General features: G+C 68.8%; 5 protein-coding genes. All 5 read left to right on the forward strand.

Going from position 1 to position 20,014, the window contains the following annotated elements; all coding sequences use genetic code 11:
• The first annotated feature begins 62 nt into the window (after positions 1 to 62).
• Complete coding sequence (locus RMP06_RS05430; protein WP_310460753.1) at positions 63 to 1,559, forward strand: efflux RND transporter periplasmic adaptor subunit; 1,497 nt, start codon at positions 63 to 65, stop codon at positions 1,557 to 1,559.
• A complete protein-coding gene (locus RMP06_RS05435) occupies positions 1,556 to 3,763 on the forward strand; it encodes a hypothetical protein (protein ID WP_310460754.1) in 2,208 nt (735 codons plus the stop codon). The genes RMP06_RS05430 and RMP06_RS05435 overlap by 4 nt, the downstream gene beginning before the upstream one ends.
• Position 3,764: 1 nt before the next feature.
• Entirely contained in the window at positions 3,765 to 5,702 is a 1,938-nt protein-coding gene (locus tag RMP06_RS05440) for a preprotein translocase subunit SecA (protein ID WP_310460755.1), read from the forward strand.
• On the forward strand, positions 5,702 to 6,544 hold the full coding sequence (locus RMP06_RS05445) for an efflux RND transporter periplasmic adaptor subunit (RefSeq protein ID WP_310460756.1): 843 nt from the start codon (positions 5,702 to 5,704) through the stop codon (positions 6,542 to 6,544). Before RMP06_RS05440 ends, RMP06_RS05445 begins: the two co-directional genes overlap by 1 nt.
• A gap of 12 nt (positions 6,545 to 6,556) precedes the next feature.
• A partial coding sequence (locus tag RMP06_RS05450; RefSeq protein WP_310460757.1) for a DUF4347 domain-containing protein occupies positions 6,557 to 20,014 on the forward strand: 13,458 nt, incomplete at its 3' end.

The raw sequence follows: 20,014 nt of genomic DNA on the forward strand, positions 1-20,014 counted from the left end.
TCGTGCCTTGAGCGGCCGGGAGCGGGCGCCACACTGGCGGGCATTCATGGGTTTGTCCACCAGTGAGCACCTCCTCCGTCCCCCGTACCCCTGCCCGCGAAGTGGCCGCGCCCGCCAGCCCGCCGGCACAGGCCGAGGCGCGGCTGAGCGCGGCGATCCGCGACCTCTCCACCACCCCTGCCGTGCCGTCGGCGTCGGTGCGCGCTGTTCCAGCCGCCGAGTGGCTGATGGAGACGGTCGGCGTCTTGCTGCACGCGCCGCGGGGTGCGGATGCGCTGCGGGCGCTGGTGCTGCACCTGGCGTCCGGGTTGCAATGTGACCGGGTCGCGCTGGGCTTGCGCCGGCAGACCCGCTCCGATCTGGAGGTGCTGGCGGTGTCCGATCTGCCGCGCCTGTCGGATGCCGCCGAGCTGGTGCGCGACCTGCATGCCGCGATGCAGGAAGCCGCCGCCAGCGCTTGCACGCTCACACACCCGGCCCGCCGCCATGGCCCCATGCAGGCGGGGCTGGCCCACGTCCAGCTCAGCCGCGCGATGGGTGCATGTGCGGTCTGCACCGTACCGCTGGGCGGTGACGGCCTGGTGCTGGGGGCGCTGACGCTGCAGCGGGACCTGGGCGCCCCGTTCCGCACCGAAGAAATCCTCCGGCTGGAGCAGGCGGCCACTTACCTGACGCCGCTGCTGCGCCTGTATCTGACGCGGTCGACCGGCCGCGGTTCGACGTCGCTGGTCGCCTGGCCGGCGTGGCTGGAACCGCTGCGCCGGCACGTCTGGCCCGTCGCGCTGGGCGTGGCGCTGGTGATCGGACTGTTGCCGGTGCACCGCGAAGTGGTGGCGCCGACGCGGGTCCAGGGCCTGCACGAGCGGCAGCTCGTGGCGCCGCGCGATGGTTTCATCTCGGTCGTCTACGCCCGCCCGGGCGCGCAGATCCAGTCCGGTCAGTCGCTGATCGACTTCGACGGTGAACAGGCCTCCAACGAACTCCGCACGGCCGAAGCCGCGCTGGCCCAGTCCGAGAGCGCCGTCAACGAAGCGCTGGCCCGGCACGACCAGGCCCAGATCGTCGTCCAGATGGCCAAGGTCGACGAAGCCCGTGCCCGCGCCGATCTGGCGCGGCGCGATCTGGAGCGCGGTCGCGTGCTGTCCCCGCTCACGGGCGTCGTGGTGTCGGGCGACCTCAGCCGCTCGGTGGGGGCACCCGTCAAGCGCGGCGAAGTGATGATGACGGTGGCGCCCGTCGATGGGTTCCGGCTGGTGCTCTGGGTCGATGAGCGCGATGTCGCGGGCGTGCAGATCGGCACCATCGGCGCGCTGCGCGTGGCCGCCCGCCCGGGACAGGCGCTGCCCATGACCGTCACGCACATCACCCCCGTGGCGCGTGTCCGCGAAGGACGCAACGGCTTCGAGGTGGAGGGCGCGCTGGTGTCGAACGCCGCGACGCTGCGCCCCGGCTTCGAGGGCGTGACGCGGCTCGACACCGGGCGCCATCCGCTCGCGGTGGACCTGTTCGGCCGGCTGTTCGACTGGCTGCGCATGGGCTGGTGGACACTGCTCGGATGAGTCCGGAACCGACCCTGGCGGCTGTGGGCGAGGTGCTCGACCCGGTTCCGCTCGACAGCCCGCTCTGGTACCGGGTGGCGAACATCGTCCCCCGGCTGCGGCCGACGGTGCGCGTGCGCCACCGCGGCAGCGAGGGGGCTACCCGCCATGTGCTCGCGGATCTGCTCACCGGGCGCCACCACCTGCTCGACGAGTCCGCCTGGTCCTTCGTCGGGCGTTTCGACGGGCGGCGCACCATCGGCGAGATCTGGACCTGGCTGAGCACCCACCGATCGCAGCCGCCGACCCAGCACGAGGTGCTGGAGTGGCTGGCCAACCTCGATGCAGCCGGGTTGCTGCAGTCCGACCGCCTGCCCGATCTGCACGCGCTGATGCGGGGCGAAGAACAGGTCGACCGCCGCCGCCGCCGGGCGTCGCTCAACCCCCTGTCCTGGCGCGTGCCGCTGGGTGATCCGACCCGCTGGCTGACCCGGCTCGACCCGCTGGCCCACGCGCTGTCGCATCCGCTGGTGCTGCTGCTGGCCCTGGCGCTGGTGGGTGTCGGGCTGATGCAGGTGGCGCTGCAGTGGCCGGCGTTGCAAGTCGATGCACGCGAGCGGCTCGGCAGCCCGGCGTTCCTGGCACTGAGCTGGGTGGTCTATCCGCTGATCAAGGCACTGCATGAACTCGGCCACGCGCTGGCGGTGCGGCGCTACGGCGCCGAGGTGCACCACGTCGGCATCGGCTTCCTCTATCTGGTGCCGGCGCCCTATGTCGATGCGTCGGCGGCGACCGGGCTGTCGCGGCGGCGTGAACGCATTCTGATCAGCGCCGCGGGCGTGCTGGTGGAAAGCGTGCTGGCGGCGGTGGGTGTGCTGGTCTGGTCGGCGGTGCAGCCGGGCATGGTGCGCGATCTGGCGTTGTCGGTGGCGCTGGTCGGGGGCATTTCGACCTTGCTGGCCAACGCCAATCCCCTGGTGCGCATGGACGGCTACCACGTGCTGACCGACGCACTCGACCTGCCCAACCTTGCACAGCGCAGCCGGCGCTGGTGGATCGATCAGGTCCAGCAGCGGCTGGGCGGGCAGGCCGTCGGCTCGGCCTTGCCGGCGGGAAGCTGGCTGCAGCGTGGCGTGACGCTGGCCTATGCGCCAGTGGCGTGGCTATTCGGCGTGCTGGTGGCGGTGTCGGCCTGCCTGTGGCTGGCGCAGACGGCGGCCATGCTGGCATTGATGGCCGGTGCGATCGCGCTGTGGATGCAGGTCGGGCAACCGCTGCTGGCGAGCCTGCGCTGGCTGGCCCGCTCGCCGTCGCTGCAGGGGCGGCGCCTGCGGACCGCATCGCTTGGATTGGTGGTGGTGACGGCGCTGCTGGCGGGTGTGCTGCTGGTGCCAATGCCCCAGGCCACCGTCGCGCAGGCGCAGGCCTGGATGCCGGAGGAAGCGCTGGTGCGTGCGCCGGCCGATGGTTTCGTCGCAGCGGTCGAAGCGCCGGGGGGCAGCGCCGTGCAGACCGCCGCGCCGCTGCTGACGCTGCACAACGACGACCAGCTGGTCGAACTGGCCAGGTTGCACGCCCGGCGGCTGGAGCTGGAGGTGCAGGTCAACCGCCTGCAGGTGCATGACGCCGCCGCGGCCCAGCGCGCCGAAGCTGAAGCGGGCACCCTGCAGGCCCGCGAGGCCGAACTCTCCCGGCGCATCGAACAGATGGCGCTGCGCAGTACCCGTGCCGGCCGTGTGAGCTGGATCGAGCCGCAGACCCTGCTGGGCCGCTACGTGCAACGTGGTGAGCTGCTGGGCTATGTGCTGGCGGATGACCGGCTGGTGGCGCGCACGGTGGTGCGCGACGAGGACATCGCGTGGCTGCTGTCGGGTGTGCGGGCGGTGTCGGTGATGCGGCCGGAAGAGGCGGGACACGCCTACACCGGCCGCTGGGATGGTGTGGTGCCGGAGACCGGTTCGGTGCTCCCGGCGGCGGCGCTGGGCGTGCACGTGGGTGGGCGGATCGAGACCGATCCTGCCGACGCGGACGGCCTGCGCACGCTGCAGCCGGTGGCGGTGATCGACGTGCAGGTGCCGGATCTGGCGGTGCAGAGGCTCGGATCACGGCTGCTGGTGCGTTTCGACCACGGGGCGCAGCCGCTGGGCGCGCGCCTGCTGCGCCGCCTGCAACAGCTCACCTTGCGCCACCTTGGCGAGGCCACCGACGTGCCCGGAGGCCGTTGACGTGGTCGCCACCACCGCCGTTTCGGCCATGGCGCTGGTGCGGCCCGGGCCGATCTGGGGCACCTATCCACAGCGCACGGATGCCCGGACGCTCGCGCTGGCGGTGCAAACGGCGTGGCGTGTGCGGCGCGAACGGGCGGTGTTTCTGGCTGCCCTGCGCGGACTGGCACCCGATCCGGGTACCTGGCCGCGCACGCTTGCCCGGTTGCGACGCGACGGTTACACGCCCAAGGCTTGCGCGGCGGTGTTCCGGCGGCTGGCCGAACTCGTGCAGACCCATCTCGGCTTCGCCCCACACGACACGCAGCACCTGGCGGCCTGGACGATGCTGCAGGGTTGCCTGGTCGAGATGGCCACTGGCGAAGGCAAGACCGTGGCGATGTTCCTCGCGGCGGCCTGCGCCGGGCTGGCGGGTGTGCCCACGCATGTGCTGACCGCGAACGACTACCTGGCCGAGCGCGACGCGGCCGAACTGCGTCCGCTCTACGAGGTGCTCGGCTTGCGGGTGGCGTGTGTGACTTCCGCTTCGACGCCGGCGCAGCGCCGCGACGCCTATGCGGCGGACGTGACCTACGCCGCGGCGCGCGAGGTGGCCTTCGATCACCTGCGCGACCGCGTTGCCCACGGCCGGGCGGGCGGTCGGCTGGCGTGGACCGATGCCGGTGACCCGACCGGCGGACCGCTGATGCGCGGGCTGTGTCTCGCGCTGATCGACGAGGCCGACAGCGTGCTCTGTGACGAGGCGCGCGTGCCGCTGATCCTGTCCGGCCAGGGTGCGCAGGCACTGCCGGAGGACGCACTGCGCACCTTGCTCACCCGGGCGCAGACGCTCGACATCGACCGCCACGCCCTGGTCACGGCGGCGACCGGCAGCGGTGCGGCCACCGTGCGCCTGACCCGCGCCGGTCGCGACTGGCTCGCCGCGCAGCCCTGGGCGGCCGAGCGGCCATGGTCCGACCTGCGCTGGCGCGAGGACTGGGCGCTGCGTGCGCTCACCGTGCTGCATGCGCTGCAGCGCGACCGCGATTACGCGGTGCAGGACGAGCGCATCGTCTTCATCGACCCCATCACCGGCCGCGCTGCCCCGGAGCGCCAGTGGTCGCGTGGCCTGCACCAGTTGCTCGCCCTCAAGGAATCGCTGCCCATGCCCGCACCCCAGCAGACGCTGGCACAGCTCACCTACCAGCGCCTGTTCAGCCGCTACCACCAGCTCGGCGGCATGAGCGGCACGCTGGCCGAGGTGGCGCCCGAGATGGCCTTGAGCCATGGCACGCCGGTCATCCGCATCCCGCGCCACCACCCAGTGCAACGGCGGGATCTCGGCGTGCGGGTATTCGCCGACGCCGAACAGCGCTGGCAGGCTGTCGCCGACCGGGCAAGCGTGGTGGTGGCCGAGGGGCGTTCGGTGCTGATCGGCACGGCGTCGGTGGCCGAATCGGAGCAGCTCGCGCAGCGTCTGCGGGCACGCGGTTTGCGGCCGATGGTGCTCAACGCGGTGCAAAGCCGGTTGGAAAACGAGGTCATCGCCCGCGCCGGGCAGGCTGGGCGCATCACGGTGTCCACCCAGATGGCCGGGCGCGGCACCGACATCCGGCTCAGCCCCGCCGTGCGGGCGGCGGGCGGTCTGCATGTCCTGGTGTGCGCCGATGCGTTGCCGGCCCGGCAGTGGCGCCAGCTGGCCGGACGGTCGGCGCGCCAGGGCGATCCGGGCTCGGCCGAAACGCTGGTGTGTGTCGGAGAAGGACTGCTGTTCCGGCGGCTGCCGCGCTGGCTGCTCGCTACGCTTGTGCCTCGTCCCCCCGCCTCGCGCTGGACGGTGGGCGTCTGGCACGTGGCGATGCTGCTCGACGAATGGGCCCAGATCCGCGAGCGCCGCGCCCTGTTGCGCCAGGACCGCGCCGGGGCCGGACGGCTGGCGTACAGCGGGTGGGAAGAATGATGAGCTTGGAGTCTGCGGTGAAAGAACACGGTCGTCGTGTGGGTGTTGTGGCGGTGGGCTGGCTGCTGGCCTCGACCGTCCAGGCAGCGCCGCTGGCCTGTCTGATCGAGCCGTCGCAGGTCGTGGACATCGGCAGCCCGGTGGTCGGCGTGCTGGCCACGGTGGCGGTCGAGCGCGGCGACGCGGTGCGCCGCGGCACGGTGGTCGCCACGCTGCGGCGCGAGGTCGAGCGCGCCAACCTGAGTGCCGCCAGCAACCGCTCGGAAGTGCAGGCCGAGCTGCGCGCCGCGCGTGCCGCCGCCGAACTCGCGCGCAGCAAGCTCGTGCGCGCCGAGGATCTGCGCCGGCAGAACTTCATCTCCGAGGTGGCGGTGGAACAGGCCCGTTCGGAATCCGAGGTCGCCCACCGCCGCATCGACGCCGTGCGCGAACAGCAGCGCGCCGCCGCCAGCGACACCGAAACCGCGCGCTCGCAGTTCGCCCAGCGCGAACTGGCCGCCACCATCGACGGCGTGGTCGTCGACCGCTTTCTCAATCCGGGTGAACGGGTCGATGACAAGCCGATCCTGCGCATCGCGCGGCTGGACCCGCTGCGGGTCGAACTGGTGCTGCCGCTGTCCGACCTGGGTCGCCTGAAGGCCGGCGACGCGGTGCAGCTCAAGCCCGATTACCCGGGGGCCACCCGCAAGACCGCCACGGTCGAGCGGGTGGACAAGATCGTCGACGCCGCCAGCCGCACCTTCCGCGCGCGGCTGACGCTGCCGAATCCGGACAATGCCATCCTGGCTGGTGTGCGCTGCCTGCCCGAGTGGGCCACGGTCACGCCCACGGCTGCCCGCTGACGGGTGGGTCTGATGAGGGTTGTCCACCGCACCGGCATCGAGGAGCTGGAAGCCCGCATCCTCTATTCTGCCGATGCCGCGCTGCTGTTCGGCGGTGTGCCGGTGGCGGACGTGCGCAGCGTGGAGGCGGCCCAAACGGCGCCGGCCGCTCCGGACGCCGCGCGCTGGCTGCTGGTCGATCGCCGGGTCGAGGACTGGGATCTGACCCTCGCGGACCGCCAGGCGCGCGCGTCGGCGGACGCGCCTGCGCCGTCCGTGCTGCTGATCGACGGTGACGCAGACGGCCTTGCCCGGCTCGCCGCACTTGGGGGGGAGGCCGAGGTGCTGCCCTGGACCGATGCACAAGGCGTGCGCTGGCTTGGGGCTTCATCGCTGGATGGTGAGACGCCCGGCGCGGATTCGGCAGCGTCGACAACCGCAGTTTCTGACCGCTGGGAAGCCGAGGTCCGGCACGAACTGGTGGTCATCGACGGTGGCATCGACGGCGCCTCGCAACTGGCCATGATGTGGTGGTCGAGAGCGACCGCTGCCTGCCAGATCGAGGTGGTGGTGACCGATGCATCAGCGGACGGTCTGTCCCAGATCACCGCACTGCTGGCGACCCGGCAGGATCTCTCCGCCGTACACCTCGTCAGCCACGGCGATGCAGGCTCGCTGCGGCTGGGCACGACCACGGTCGATGCGGCGCTGCTGGAGGCGCGGGCGCAGGAAGTCTCCGATTGGCGACTGGCCCTCACCGATGGCGCGGACCTCCTGGTCTACGGCTGTGACGTGGCACAAGGCCTTGCGGGTGCCGCTTTCGTGCACCAGTTGAGTGATCTCACTGGCGCCGATGTGGCCGCCAGCACCAATCTGACCGGTTCGGCCGACGAGGGCGGGGACTGGTTGCTGGAGTACCAGTCCGGGCAGATCGAGCGAGCCGTTGCCTTCGACGCGACCGTCCAGGCCGAATGGCAGGGGACGCTCAACGCCATCCCTGTCACCAACCTCAACGACTCGGGCGCTGGTTCGCTGCGCCAGGCCATCCTCAATGCGAACGCTGGCGGGGGCGCTGACACGGTCAACTTCACCGTCAATGGAACCATCAATCTCGCCAGTGCCCTGCCGCAGATCACCGGGCGCACAACGATCGACGGCACCAATGGTGGCGTACCGGGCATCGTGCTGAACGGTGGCAACAGCATTGCCGTTGGCCTGGATCTGCAGGCAGGCAGTGACGGCAGCGTGGTGCGCGGACTGGTGATCCAGGGCTTCACCAGCAGCGGCATCGACATCGTCAGTGCTGGCAACACGGTGGCGGGCAACTACATCGGCACCAATGCCGCAGGGACCGCCGCTGTCGCCAATAACAACGGCGTCAACATCTACGCTGGCGCCAACAACACCGTGGGCGGAACGACGGCGGCGGACCGCAACGTCATTTCCGGCAACACCAATATCGGTGTCAGCGTTGTCGGCGCCGGTGCCAGCGGCACGGTGATCCAGGGCAACTACATCGGCACCAATGCCGCCGGCTCCGGCGATCTCGGCAACACCTGGCACGGGGTCTTTCTCAACGACGTCAGCGGTGTCACGGTCGGCGGCAGTGCGAGTGGCGCCGGCAACCTGATCAGCGGCAACGGCTCTGGCGCCGGGGCCGTGGGCATCACCCTGGGTGCCACGGCCAGTGGCAATCTGGTCGCGGGCAACACGGTCGGCCTGAACGCGACAGGCACCAGCACGCTGGCGAATTCGGGCGTCGGCATTGTTGTGCTGGGGGCGTCCAACACCATTGGTGGCACCACGTCTGCTGCCCGCAACGTGGTGTCGGGCAATGCGACCATGGGCATCCAGATATCGAGTGCCAGCGCCAACAGCAACACCGTGCTGGGCAACTACATCGGCACCTCGGCGTCCGGGCTGGTCGATCTTGGCAACGGCGAGGACGGCATCCAGATCGACGGCGGCGCCAGCATGAACACCATCGGCGGACTGACGGCCGCGGCGCGCAATGTCGTGTCCGGGAACAACAACTCCGGCATCGCGATCGACGGGTCTGCGTCGGTCGGCAACACGGTGCTCGGCAACACCATCGGACTGGCTGCAAACGGCACCAGCAGCCTGGGCAACACGCACAACGGCGTCAGCGTCTACCAGTCCACCAACACCGTCATCGGCTCGACCCTGGTCGCCGGGCGCAACGTGATCGCCTCCAATGTGCTGAGTGGCATCTCCATCACCGACGCCACAGGTACACAGGTACTCGGCAATTACATCGGCACCGATGCCACCGCTGCCGTCGCCCGCGGCAACGGCCTGGACGGCATCCGCATGTCCGGCAACACCACCGGTTCGGTCATCGGCGGCGGTGCGGCGGGGTCCGGTAACCTGATCGCCAACAACACCGGCGACGGTGTGCTGGTCAACACCGCGTTTGGCACTGCCAATGCCATCTTCGGCAACGCCACCACCGCCAACAGCGAAACCGGCATCGATCTCGGCCCCGACAACGGCACCACGCTGAATGACTTCGGCGACTACGACGTCGGCGCCAACAGCCTGCAGAACTTTCCGGTCCTGACCAGCGCCACCTCCTCGCCGGCCGGCACGGCGATCTCCGGCTCGCTCGACACGTCCATTCTGGGCACCTACCGCATCGACTTCTATGCCAACCACCGGGGCGGCGAGGATGGCACCGGCTACGGCGAGGGAGAGCGCTACCTCGGTTACACCACGGTCTCGTCCGGGGTGGTGGGCGTGGTGTCCTTCACGGCGATGCTGACTGATGCCTGGGTGAATCACAACGACCGCGTGACCGCCACTGCAACTGTGGACCTTGGTGGTGGCAACTACGGCGCGACCTCCGAATTTGCGATGAACGTGATCGCCACCGCCAGCGGCGTGGTCGTGGTCGATACCACGGCCGACACGCTGGACGGCACGACCAGCTCCATCACCAACCTCGGCAACAACCGTGGTGCCGACGGCCGCATCTCCTTGCGCGAGGCCATCGCGGCCACCAACAACACCGCCAACGGCGCCACGCCGGACAAGATCGTCTTCGGCATCGCTGGCACCGATGCGCACACCATCGCGCTCGCCTCCCTGCTGCCGCAGGTGAGCCAGGCACTGGACATCGACGGCCGCACCGACGACAGCTTCGTGCTCAACGGCAGCCAGCCGGTCATCGTGCTTGATGGCGGCAATGCCGTGGTGGACGGCTTGCGCCTGTACACCGGCTCGGACGGCAGCTCGGTCCGCGGCCTGAACATCCAGCGCTTCACCCAGGACGGCATCGACATCTCCGGCAGCGCCGGCAACACCGTGGCAGGCAACTGGTTCGGTGTCGGTACCGACGGCGTCACCGACCGCGGCAACCAGCAGGGCGTGAACGTCTGGAATGCGGACAACAACGTCATCGGCGGGTCGGCCGTGGCGGACCGCAACGTCATCTCCGGCAACAGTGGCACGGGCGTCTGGATCGGTGGTGGCGCCACCGGCAACCAGGTGGTGGGCAACTACGTCGGCACGACTGCCAGCGGTGACGCGGCGCTCGGCAACGACGGCGATGGCATCTTCATCCAGTCCGCCAGCAACACCGTCGGCGGAGTGGCCGCGGGCCAGCGCAACACCATCTCTGGCAATGGCACCGTCGGTGTCCTGATCGATGGCGTCGCAGCGACCGGCAATGTCGTCATCGGCAACTACATTGGTACCGACCGCACCGGCACAGCCGACCTGAACGGCGGCGCTTCGGTCAATGGCGCCAGTGGCGTGATCCTCCGCAGTGGTGCCAGCGGCAATCGGATTGGCACCGACGCCGACGGTGCCAACGACACCGCTGAACGCAACGTCATCTCCGGCAACAACTGGTATGGCGTGGAGATGATGGACATCGGCACGACGGGCAATGTCGTGCAGGGCAACTACGTCGGCACGGATGCCTCCGGTGTGCTTGCATTGGGCAATGCGCAAGGCGGGGTCTCGTTCTGGAACGGTGCGTCCGGTAACCAGGCCGGATCCGGTCTGGCGGGCGCTGGCAACGTGATCTCCGGCAACGCCAACGGTGTGCTGGTGGCCGCCGGCTCCACCGGCAACCGCGTTCAGGGCAACTTGATCGGCTTGGGTGCGGATGGCAGCACGCTGATCGGCAATACCGGCGCCGGGGTGTACTTCTACAAGGGCGGCACGGCCACATCGGTCACCGGCAACCTGATCGGGACCAACGCCGACGGCAGCAACGACACCGGCGAGCGCAACGTCATCTCGGGCAACGATACCGGCATCCTGATGGAGGACGCCGAAGTCACCGCCAACACGGTGGCGGGCAACTACATCGGCACCGATGCCACCGGGCTGCTGGACCGCGGCAACACCTACGACGGCATCCTCTTGCAAGGCGGGGCCAACGCCAACACCCTCGGCGGCGCCCTGGCCGCACAGCGCAATGTCATTGCCGGGAATGGAGACGATGCCATCGAGATTGCCAATGAAGCCAGCGACGGCAACACCGTGCGCGGCAACTGGCTGGGCATCAACGCGGCCGGGACAGGGATGCTGGGCAATGGCGGGGATGGCATTTATGTTCACGGCGGTGCGGACAACAGCGTCATTGGCGGCACGGGCGCCAACAGTGGCAACTGGATCGCCGGGTCCGGGCTGGTGGGCATCGAACTCGACGGGGCCGTGTCCGGCACTGTTGTACAGGGCAACCGCATCGGCACTGACCTGGCAGGCACGGCCAACTGGGGCATGCAGGAGAACGGCATCCTGGTCGAAGGCGGTGCCACCAGCAACCAGATCGGCGGCACGGCGGCTGGCGCCGGCAACACCGTCGCCTTCAGCGGGCAGGGCGGTGTCTGGACCTCGGGCATCCATGTCTCTGGCAACAGCACGGCCAGCAACGCCGTGCTGGGCAACACGGTCTACAGCAACGCAGGTCTCGGCCTCGACCTCGGCACGCAAGGCGTGACCGCCAATGATCTCGGTGACGGCGACAACGGCGCCAACAACCTGCAGAACTTCCCGGTGCTGGCGACCGCGCGCACCGACGCCGCCAGCCAGCTCGTCCTCACCGGCACGCTCAACAGCACTGCCAGCAGTTACTACCGCATCGAGTTCTTCGCCAACACCAGCCAGGACGGGACGGGTTACGGCGAAGGCCAGCGCTACCTTGGCTACGCCCATGTCGCCACCGACGCTTCGGGCAATGCGACGATCAGCACGACCTTGGGTGCCAACGTGGCCGTGGGCGAGTTCGTCACCGCGACCGCGACGAAGAGTGATGCCACCTACATCACCTTCACCGACACCTCGGAATTCGCGCGCAACATCGCCGTCGTGTCGAGCACACAGGCCACCGTCACGGTGGACACTACCAGCGACGCCAGCGACGGCGACACCACCAGCCTGAGCACGCTGCTGGCGAACAAGGGCGCCGACGGCTTCGTCAGCCTGCGCGAAGCCATCACGGCAGCCAACAACACGGCCAATGGCACCAGCGTGGACAGGATCATCTTCGACATGGCCGATCCGCTGGTGGCGGGCGCCCACACGATTGCACTGACGACGAACCTGCCGGATCTGACCGACGCCGTCGAAATCGATGGCCGCACGGAGCCGGATGCGCTCGCCGCGCTGGCGGTCATGCTCGACGGAGGCTACGTGGCAAACACGGGATTGAGCGTGCAAGCCAGCGGATCGACCATTCGCGGACTTGTGGTCTCGGCGTTTGCGGACAAGGCGATCGTGGTCGGGTCCGGGGTGGCCGATACGCGCATCGTGGGCAACTACCTCGGAACCGACGTCACCGGCACCCAGGCGCGGGGCAATGTGTTCTGGGCGATCGATCTGCTCAACGCCGGCACGGGAACGGTCATTGGCAGTGCCTTGTCCAGCGACCGCAACGTCATCGCCGCGAGCCAGCTCTGGGGCGGGATTTCGGTCAATGGCACCTCGAATGTGACCATCCAGGGCAATTCCATTGGTGTTGGGTCCGACGGTGTCACGGCACTGGGCAACCATGACCGCGGGGTCTTTGTCTTCAACAGCAGCAGCGGTGTGCGCATCGGCGGCACGGGTGCGAACGAAGGCAACCTGATCGCGGCCAACACGGGGGCGGGTGTCGAGATCGGCAATGGGGCGTCGGGTGTCAGTGTTCTGGGCAACCGCATGACCGGCAACGGCGGCTTGGGCATCGACCTGGAACCGTTCGGTGCCGTGCTCGCCAACGATGCACTCGATGTGGACACCGGCGCCAACGGTCGGCAGAATTTCCCGGTCCTGTCCAGTGCCAACAGCACCGGCGGCAACACCACGGTCATCGGCACCCTCAACAGCCAGGCGTCCGCCACCTACCGCATCGAGTTCTTCTCCTCACCCGTGGCGGATCCCAGCGGCTTCGGCGAAGCGGCGGTCTACCTCGGCACCGCCACCGTCACCACCGACGGCAGCGGTAACGCCAGTTTTGGCGCTTTGCTGAGCGGGGTCACCGTCACGGCAGGGCATGTCGTCAGCGCCACTGCCACCGTGGACCAGGGCGGGGGCAACTACGGCAGCACCTCCGAATTCGCCGCCAATGTCGACGCGACCAACGCGGTGGCCGGGGTGATCGTCCAGAGCCTGTCGAACACCAGCGAAGGCCAGGCCACCGGCAGTTTCAGCGTCGTCCTGGCCACGGCGCCCACCGCCAACGTCTCGATCGCCCTCAACGTGTCCGACTCGACCGAGCTGTCCCTGGGCACCAGCACGCTCACCTTCACCAGCGCCAACTGGAACGTGGCCCAGATCGTCACGGTCACGGGCGTGGACGACACCTTCGTCGATGGCACGGTCTGGTCCAACGTCGTCCTGGCACCTGCGGTCAGCGCCGATGCCAGCTACAACGGGCTCGATCCGGCCGACGTGTCCATGGCCAATGCGGACAGCGACACCGTCAATGCCTTGGTCGTGACGACCGCCTTCGATGTCTTCGACGGCAACACCAGCAGCATCGCAGCCCTGATCGCCAGCCGGGGCGCCGACGGCCGCATCAGCCTGCGCGAGGCGATCACGGCGGCGAACAACACCGCCAATGCCGTGGGCGGCGCCGACCGCATCGTCTTCGACATCACCGATGCGCTGGTCGGCGGCGCCCACACCATCACCCTGTCCTACGACAGCGCCGACCCGGGCAACCTGCCGGATGCCTTGCCGACCGTGACCGAGGCGGTGGTGATCGACGCCACGACGGATGCCGACTGGGCCGCGGCAGGCGGCTTGCCCGTGGTGGTGCTGAATGGCAGTGCCGCAGCCGGCTCGGCCGATGGCTTGGTCATCACCGCCGGCAACAGCACGGTGCGCGGTCTGGTGATCCAGAACTTCGGCCATTACGGTCTCTACCTGTCGTCCGGTGGCGGCAACACCATCGAAGGCAACTTCATCGGTACCAACGCCACCGGCACCGCCACCGCTGGCAACTCCTGGGGCATCGTGGTGGACAACTCGGCCAACAACGTCATTGGTGGCACCACCGCCGCGGCGCGCAACCTGATCTCGGGGAACGTCAACGATGGCATCAACCTCAGCGGCGCCGGCTCGACCGGCAACCAGGTCCAGGGCAACCGCATCGGCACCAACCTGGCTGGCACCGCGGCCGTGGGCAATGCGGGCGTGGGCATCGGCATCGGTGCGGGCGCTTCCGGCAACACGATCGGCGGACCAGGCAGTGCGTACCGGAACCTGATCTCCGGCAACCAGGAGTACGGCGTCTTCCTTTCCGACGCGAACACCATCGGCAACGCGGTGCTGTCCAACTGGATCGGTGTCAACGCGGCGGGCACGGGCGCGCTGTCCAATGGCGGCTTCGCGGTGGTGGTGGACCAGCAGGCGGCGTTCACCACGATCGCCGGCAACGTCCTGTCCGGCAACACGGCGACGAGCTGGAGCTTGGCCCGCGGCGGCATCTACCTCTATGCCAACGGCGTGACGATCCAGGGCAACCAGATTGGCGTGGCGGCCACTGGTGGCGGGCTGCTGGGCAACGGCGGTGGCACGGGCGTCAGCGGCGGCATTCTGGCCAACAGCGGCAGCACCGGCGTGCGCATCGGTGGCACGGGTGTGGGAGAAGGCAACACCATCGCTGGCAACACGGGTGCTGGCGTCGTGGTCCTGACGCCCGGTGCGCAGACCACCGTGGTCGGCAACACCTTCCACGACAACACCGGCCTGGCCATCGACCTGGGCAACGACGGCCTGACCGCCAATGATGCGGGCGACACCGACACGGGGGCCAACACCTTGCTGAACACGCCGCTGCTCTACGGCGCGGACATCCAGGGCGCCGATGTGCGAATGCGTGGCGAGATCAGCACCTCCGCCAGCACGACGCTGCGCATCGAGTTCTTTTCCAGCTCCCTCGGAACCGAAGACCCGACCGGGTACGGCGAGGGGGCCACCTGGCTTGGCTACACCGACGTCACCACGGACGGAGCCGGCCGGGCCGCGATCGATGTGACCTTGGCAGGCGTTGCACCAGCGGCAGGTTCCCGTGTCAGCGCCACGGCCACGGTCAAGACCGGTCCGGCGACCTATGGTGCAAGCTCCGAGTTCGCGATGAACGTGGTGGCCGCCGTGCCCGACGAGGCGCCGGTGCTTACCCTGTCCGGCTACGGCGGCAGCTACACGGAAAACGCGGCGGTCGTGTTCGACCCGGGCGCCATGCTCACCGACAGCGACAACCCCGTGCTGGCGGGCGGCAACCTCATTTACCAGATCACCGCCAACGGCACCGCCACCGACGAACTGGGCATCCGCCACCAAGGCACCGGTGCGGGCCAGATCGGCCTGTCGGGCACCGACGTGACCTGCAGCGGTGTTGTCATCGGCACCTATGCCGGCTTCGGCAACGGCAGCACGCCGCTGGTGGTGACCTTCAACGGCAACGCCACCACCGCGGCGGTGCAGGCGCTGCTGCGCAACGTCACCTACCGCGACACCAGCGACAACCCGGGTACGGCCACCCGCACCATCGAACTGACGGTCAGCGACGGCAGCGGTGGCACCAGCACGCCCGCCGTGGTAAGCATGGCGGTGGTGGCGGTCAACGATGCACCGGTCAATGCCGTCCCCGCGACGCAGACCACCGCCAGTGGGGTCACGCTTGTCCTGTCGGCTGCCAATGGCAATGCCATTTCCCTGGGCGATCCGGACGCCGGGAGCTTCCCCGTCCAGATCGTGCTGACCAGCACGGACGGCACGCTCACCCTGGCGGGAACCACTGGCCTCACCTTCACCGCAGGCGATGGCGTGGCCGACAGCACCATGACCCTGTCCGGCCGCCTGGCGGACATCAACGCGGCATTGAATGGCCTCGCGTTTGCACCGACGCCCGGATTCACCGGTACGGCGACGCTCCAGATCAGCAGCAGCGATCTCGGCAACAGCGGCACTGGCGGGGCGCTGACAGACAACGAGGTGTTGCTGGTGTCGGTGAACGAAGGGGCGCTGTGGCTGTCCACCACGGGCAACGCGACGGCCTCGGCCGGCGCGGGTGGCGTGTCCTGGACCGACGGTGTGGCGGTCCGCCTGGGCAATCCGAATTTGTCGCTGGGTTCTGCAACGAACACCGGAACGTTCTCGACCCTCTTCGACATCGATGCCCATGCCCTGGACGGCAACGCCGACCTGAACGGCCTGCACCATGTCGGCCGTGCGACGACGATCGGCACCGTGAACCCCATCAGCGTGCAGGCCGGCGACGTGTTGTTCACGGTCGCTGCCAGCGAGGTGCTGGGCGGTGTGGCGGTGACGCCCAACGACATCGTGCTGTTCCGCCCGACGGTATCCGCCGACTATTCCGCCGGCACGTTCTCCGTGGTGCTGCGTGACCCCGGCGGGACGGGCAACAAGGTGCGCGATTTTTCACTGGTCGAGCAGCCCGTCACCGTGGGCGGTGTGGGATTGCAGGCCGGAGACTTCCTGCTGGTGTTGTCGAGCGCGTCCTACGACTCGGACGTGAACCTGTTCCGACCGACTGATCCGGGCCTGAATCCCGCCAGCGGTACGCTGACCGAGTGGCTCGATGGTGCCAGCGCAGGCGTGGGCAACACGCGGCAGATCTCCGGTCTGGAACTGGTCACGCAGACCACGGTGCTCGGCGGACAGGTCCTGTCTCCTGGCCAGCTCCTGATGTCGCTCAACGGCAACGAAACCATCGGCAGCAACGACTTGGCGGTTTCAGCCTTCGACCTCTTTGTCCTGGATGTCTCGGCCACGGGCACCGGCACGTCCGCTGCCACGGCCACGCTGCTCCTGCGGGGCGCTGATCTGGGCTTGTCCTCGGCCAGCGAAAGCCTGGATGCGATCGCTGTGTTCAGCCAATCCAGCGCGGCGCCTGTCGTCACGCTCGGCGGCAGTGCTGCAGCGTGGACGGAAAACGGCGCGGCCATCGTCATCGACCCCGGTGCCACCGTCACCGATGCGGATTCCCTGCAGTTCGGCAATGGACTGCTGAGCGTGTCGCTGTCCGGCAATGCCAGCGCCGACGATCGGCTCGCCATCCGGAACCAGGGCACGGGGGCGGGGCAGATCGGCGTGTCCGGCGCCAACGTGCTGTACGGTGGTGTGGTCATCGGGAGTTTTTCCGGGGGAACTGACGGATCGACCCCGCTGATGGTCGGGTTCAACAGCCAGGCGACGCTGGCGGCGACCCAGGCACTGCTGCGCAATCTGACGTTCGACAATGTGTCCGAGGCCCCCTCCACGCTGACGCGCAGCATCGAGATACGCCTGGCCGACGGCCGGGAGGGCACGAGCGACGCGGCCATCAAGACGGTCACCGTCACTGGCGTCAACGATGTCCCCGTGCTGGCCCTGAGCGGCAGCGGCGGCAGCTACACCGAGAATGCGGCCGCCGTGTACGACCCGGGCGCCACGTTGACCGACATCGACAACGCCGTCCTGACCGGCGGCAACCTCACGTTCCAGATCACCGCCAACGGCACCGCCACCGACGAGCTGGGTATCCGACACCAGGGCACCAGCCCCGGCCAGATCGGTTTGTCGGGCAATGACGTGACCTATGGCGGCGTGGTGATCGGTACCCACACCGGCTTTGGCGGCGGCAGTGCGCCGCTGGTCGTCACCTTCAACAGCAACGCCACTGTGGCTGCCGCGCAGGCACTGCTGCGCAATGCCACCTACCGCGACACCAGCGATGCCCCGAACACAGCCACCCGCAGCATCCGCCTGACGGTGTCCGACGGCAGCGGGGGCACCAGCACCCCCTACGTCGTCACCATGTCGGTGGTGTCGACCAATGATGCCCCGGTGCTCACGCCATCGGGGGCCATCTCGACGTTTGCCGAGGGGGGGGCGGTCGTCGTGCTCGACGGTGGGCTGACCGTGTCAGATGCCGAACTGGAGGCTGCGAACGCCTTCAGCGGTGCCACGCTCACGCTGGCGCGCAATGGCGGCGCGAACGGCGAGGACGTATTCGGCGCCACGGGCACGCTCGCTGCGCTCACGCAGGGCGGGGCGCTGGTGGTGGGGGGCATGACCATCGGCACTGTCACGGCCAATGCCAGTGGAACCCTGGTGCTGGGCTTCGATGCCAATGCCACCACGGCACAGGTGAATGCGGTGCTGCAACAGATCGCTTATGCCAACACCAGCGCCACGCCACCGGTCAACGTCCAGATCGACTGGGTCTTCAACGACGGCAACACCGGCGGGCAAGGCGCAGGTGGGGCCCGATCGGGTTCAGGCAGCACGCTGGTGAACATCGGTGCCGTGAATTCCGCGCCGGTCATCACCGCGGCAGATGCCGGCGTGGTCTATGCCGAAGGCAGCGTCCCCGTATTCGCCGCGGACATCAATCTGGCACTCGCCGACGTTGACTCTGCCGACTTCGACGGCGGAACTCTCACGGTCTCGCTGGTCGCCGGCGGCGTGGCGGCACAGGATGTGCTCGGTTTCCACCACCAGGGTAACGGTGCCATGCAGATCGGCGTGGCGGGGTTGGCGCTCACCTATGGTGGCATCGGCATCGGCTCCTACGTGGGCGGCAGCAGTGGGGCGGATCTGGTGGTCACCTTCAACGCCAACGCGAGCCTGGCCGCGGTGGAATCGCTGATGCTGGCGGCGACCTACGTCAACAGCGACACCGCTGCGCCCGTGACTGGCGCGCGCACTGTTCGTTTCGTGCTGACCGACGGCGACGGCGGCACCAGCAATGCCTATGACACCTCGGTGATGGTGAGCGGCGTCAACGATGCCCCAGTGCTCGGCATCACATCCAGCAGCGGCACGTATGTCGAAAACGATCCGGCCGTCTTCGATGCGGGCGCGACCGTGTCCGATCTCGATTCGGCAGACTTCGGTGGTGGCGTGCTCACTTACTCCATCACGGCGAACGGCAGCAGCAGCGACGAACTCTCCATCCGGAACCAGGGCCTGGGTGCCGGCCAGATCGGCCTGGGCGGTGCCGGCGGGCTGGAGGTGACCTACGGCGGCGTGGTGATCGGCACCTGGACCGGCCCTGGCAACGGCAGTACCCCGCTGCAGGTGAACTTGAACACCAGCGCCACGCCGACGGCGGTGCAGGCCCTTCTGCGCAACATCACCTACCGCAACACCAGCGACGATCCAGGCAGCGCTACCCGCACAGTCCAGATTGACCTCAGTGACGGCGATGGTGGGAGCATCACACCCGTTGTTGCCTCGCTTGCCATCACCCCGGTCAATGATGCGCCGGTGATCACCAGCCTGGGCGGAGGTGCCAGCGGCGCCGTCACCGTCGCGGAAAACACCACTGCGGTGACCAGCGTGACGGCGAGCGATCCGGACCATGCTGCGTCTGCGCTGGTCTACAGCCTCGTCGGCGGCGCGGACGTGGCCCGGTTCGCGATCGACGCGGCCACGGGCGCGCTGAGCTTCGTCGCGGCACCTGACCACGAAGCGCCGAGCGATGTCGGAGCGGACAACGTCTACGACGTCACCGTGCAGGTCAGCGATGGCACGCTGACGTCGACCCAAGCGATCGCTGTCACGGTGACTGCGGTGAACGACAACACGCCGGCCATCACCTCGGGCAGTGTGTTCAGCGTGGCCGAGAACACCACCGCTGTGACCACGGTGACCGCATCGGATGCCGATCTGCCCGGCCAGACGCTGACGTACAGCCTCGTCGGCGGCGCGGACGTGGCCCGGTTCGCGATCGACGCGGCCACGGGCGCGCTGAGCTTCGTCGCGGCACCTGACCACGAAGCGCCGAGCGATGTCGGAGCGAACAACGTCTACGACGTGACCGTGCAGGTTAGCGACGGTGTGCTGACGTCGACCCAAGCGATCGCTGTCACGGTGACTGCGGTGAACGACAACACGCCGGCAATCACCTCGGGCAGCGTGTTCAGCGTGACCGAGAACACCACGGCCGTGACCACAGTGACGGCGAGCGACGCCGACCAGCCCGGCCAGACGCTGACGTACAGCCTCGTCGGCGGCGCGGACGTG

It is taken from the genome of Sphaerotilus sp. (assembly GCF_031429695.1).
In the GTDB taxonomy this organism is placed as follows: Bacteria; Pseudomonadota; Gammaproteobacteria; order Burkholderiales; family Burkholderiaceae_C; genus Sphaerotilus.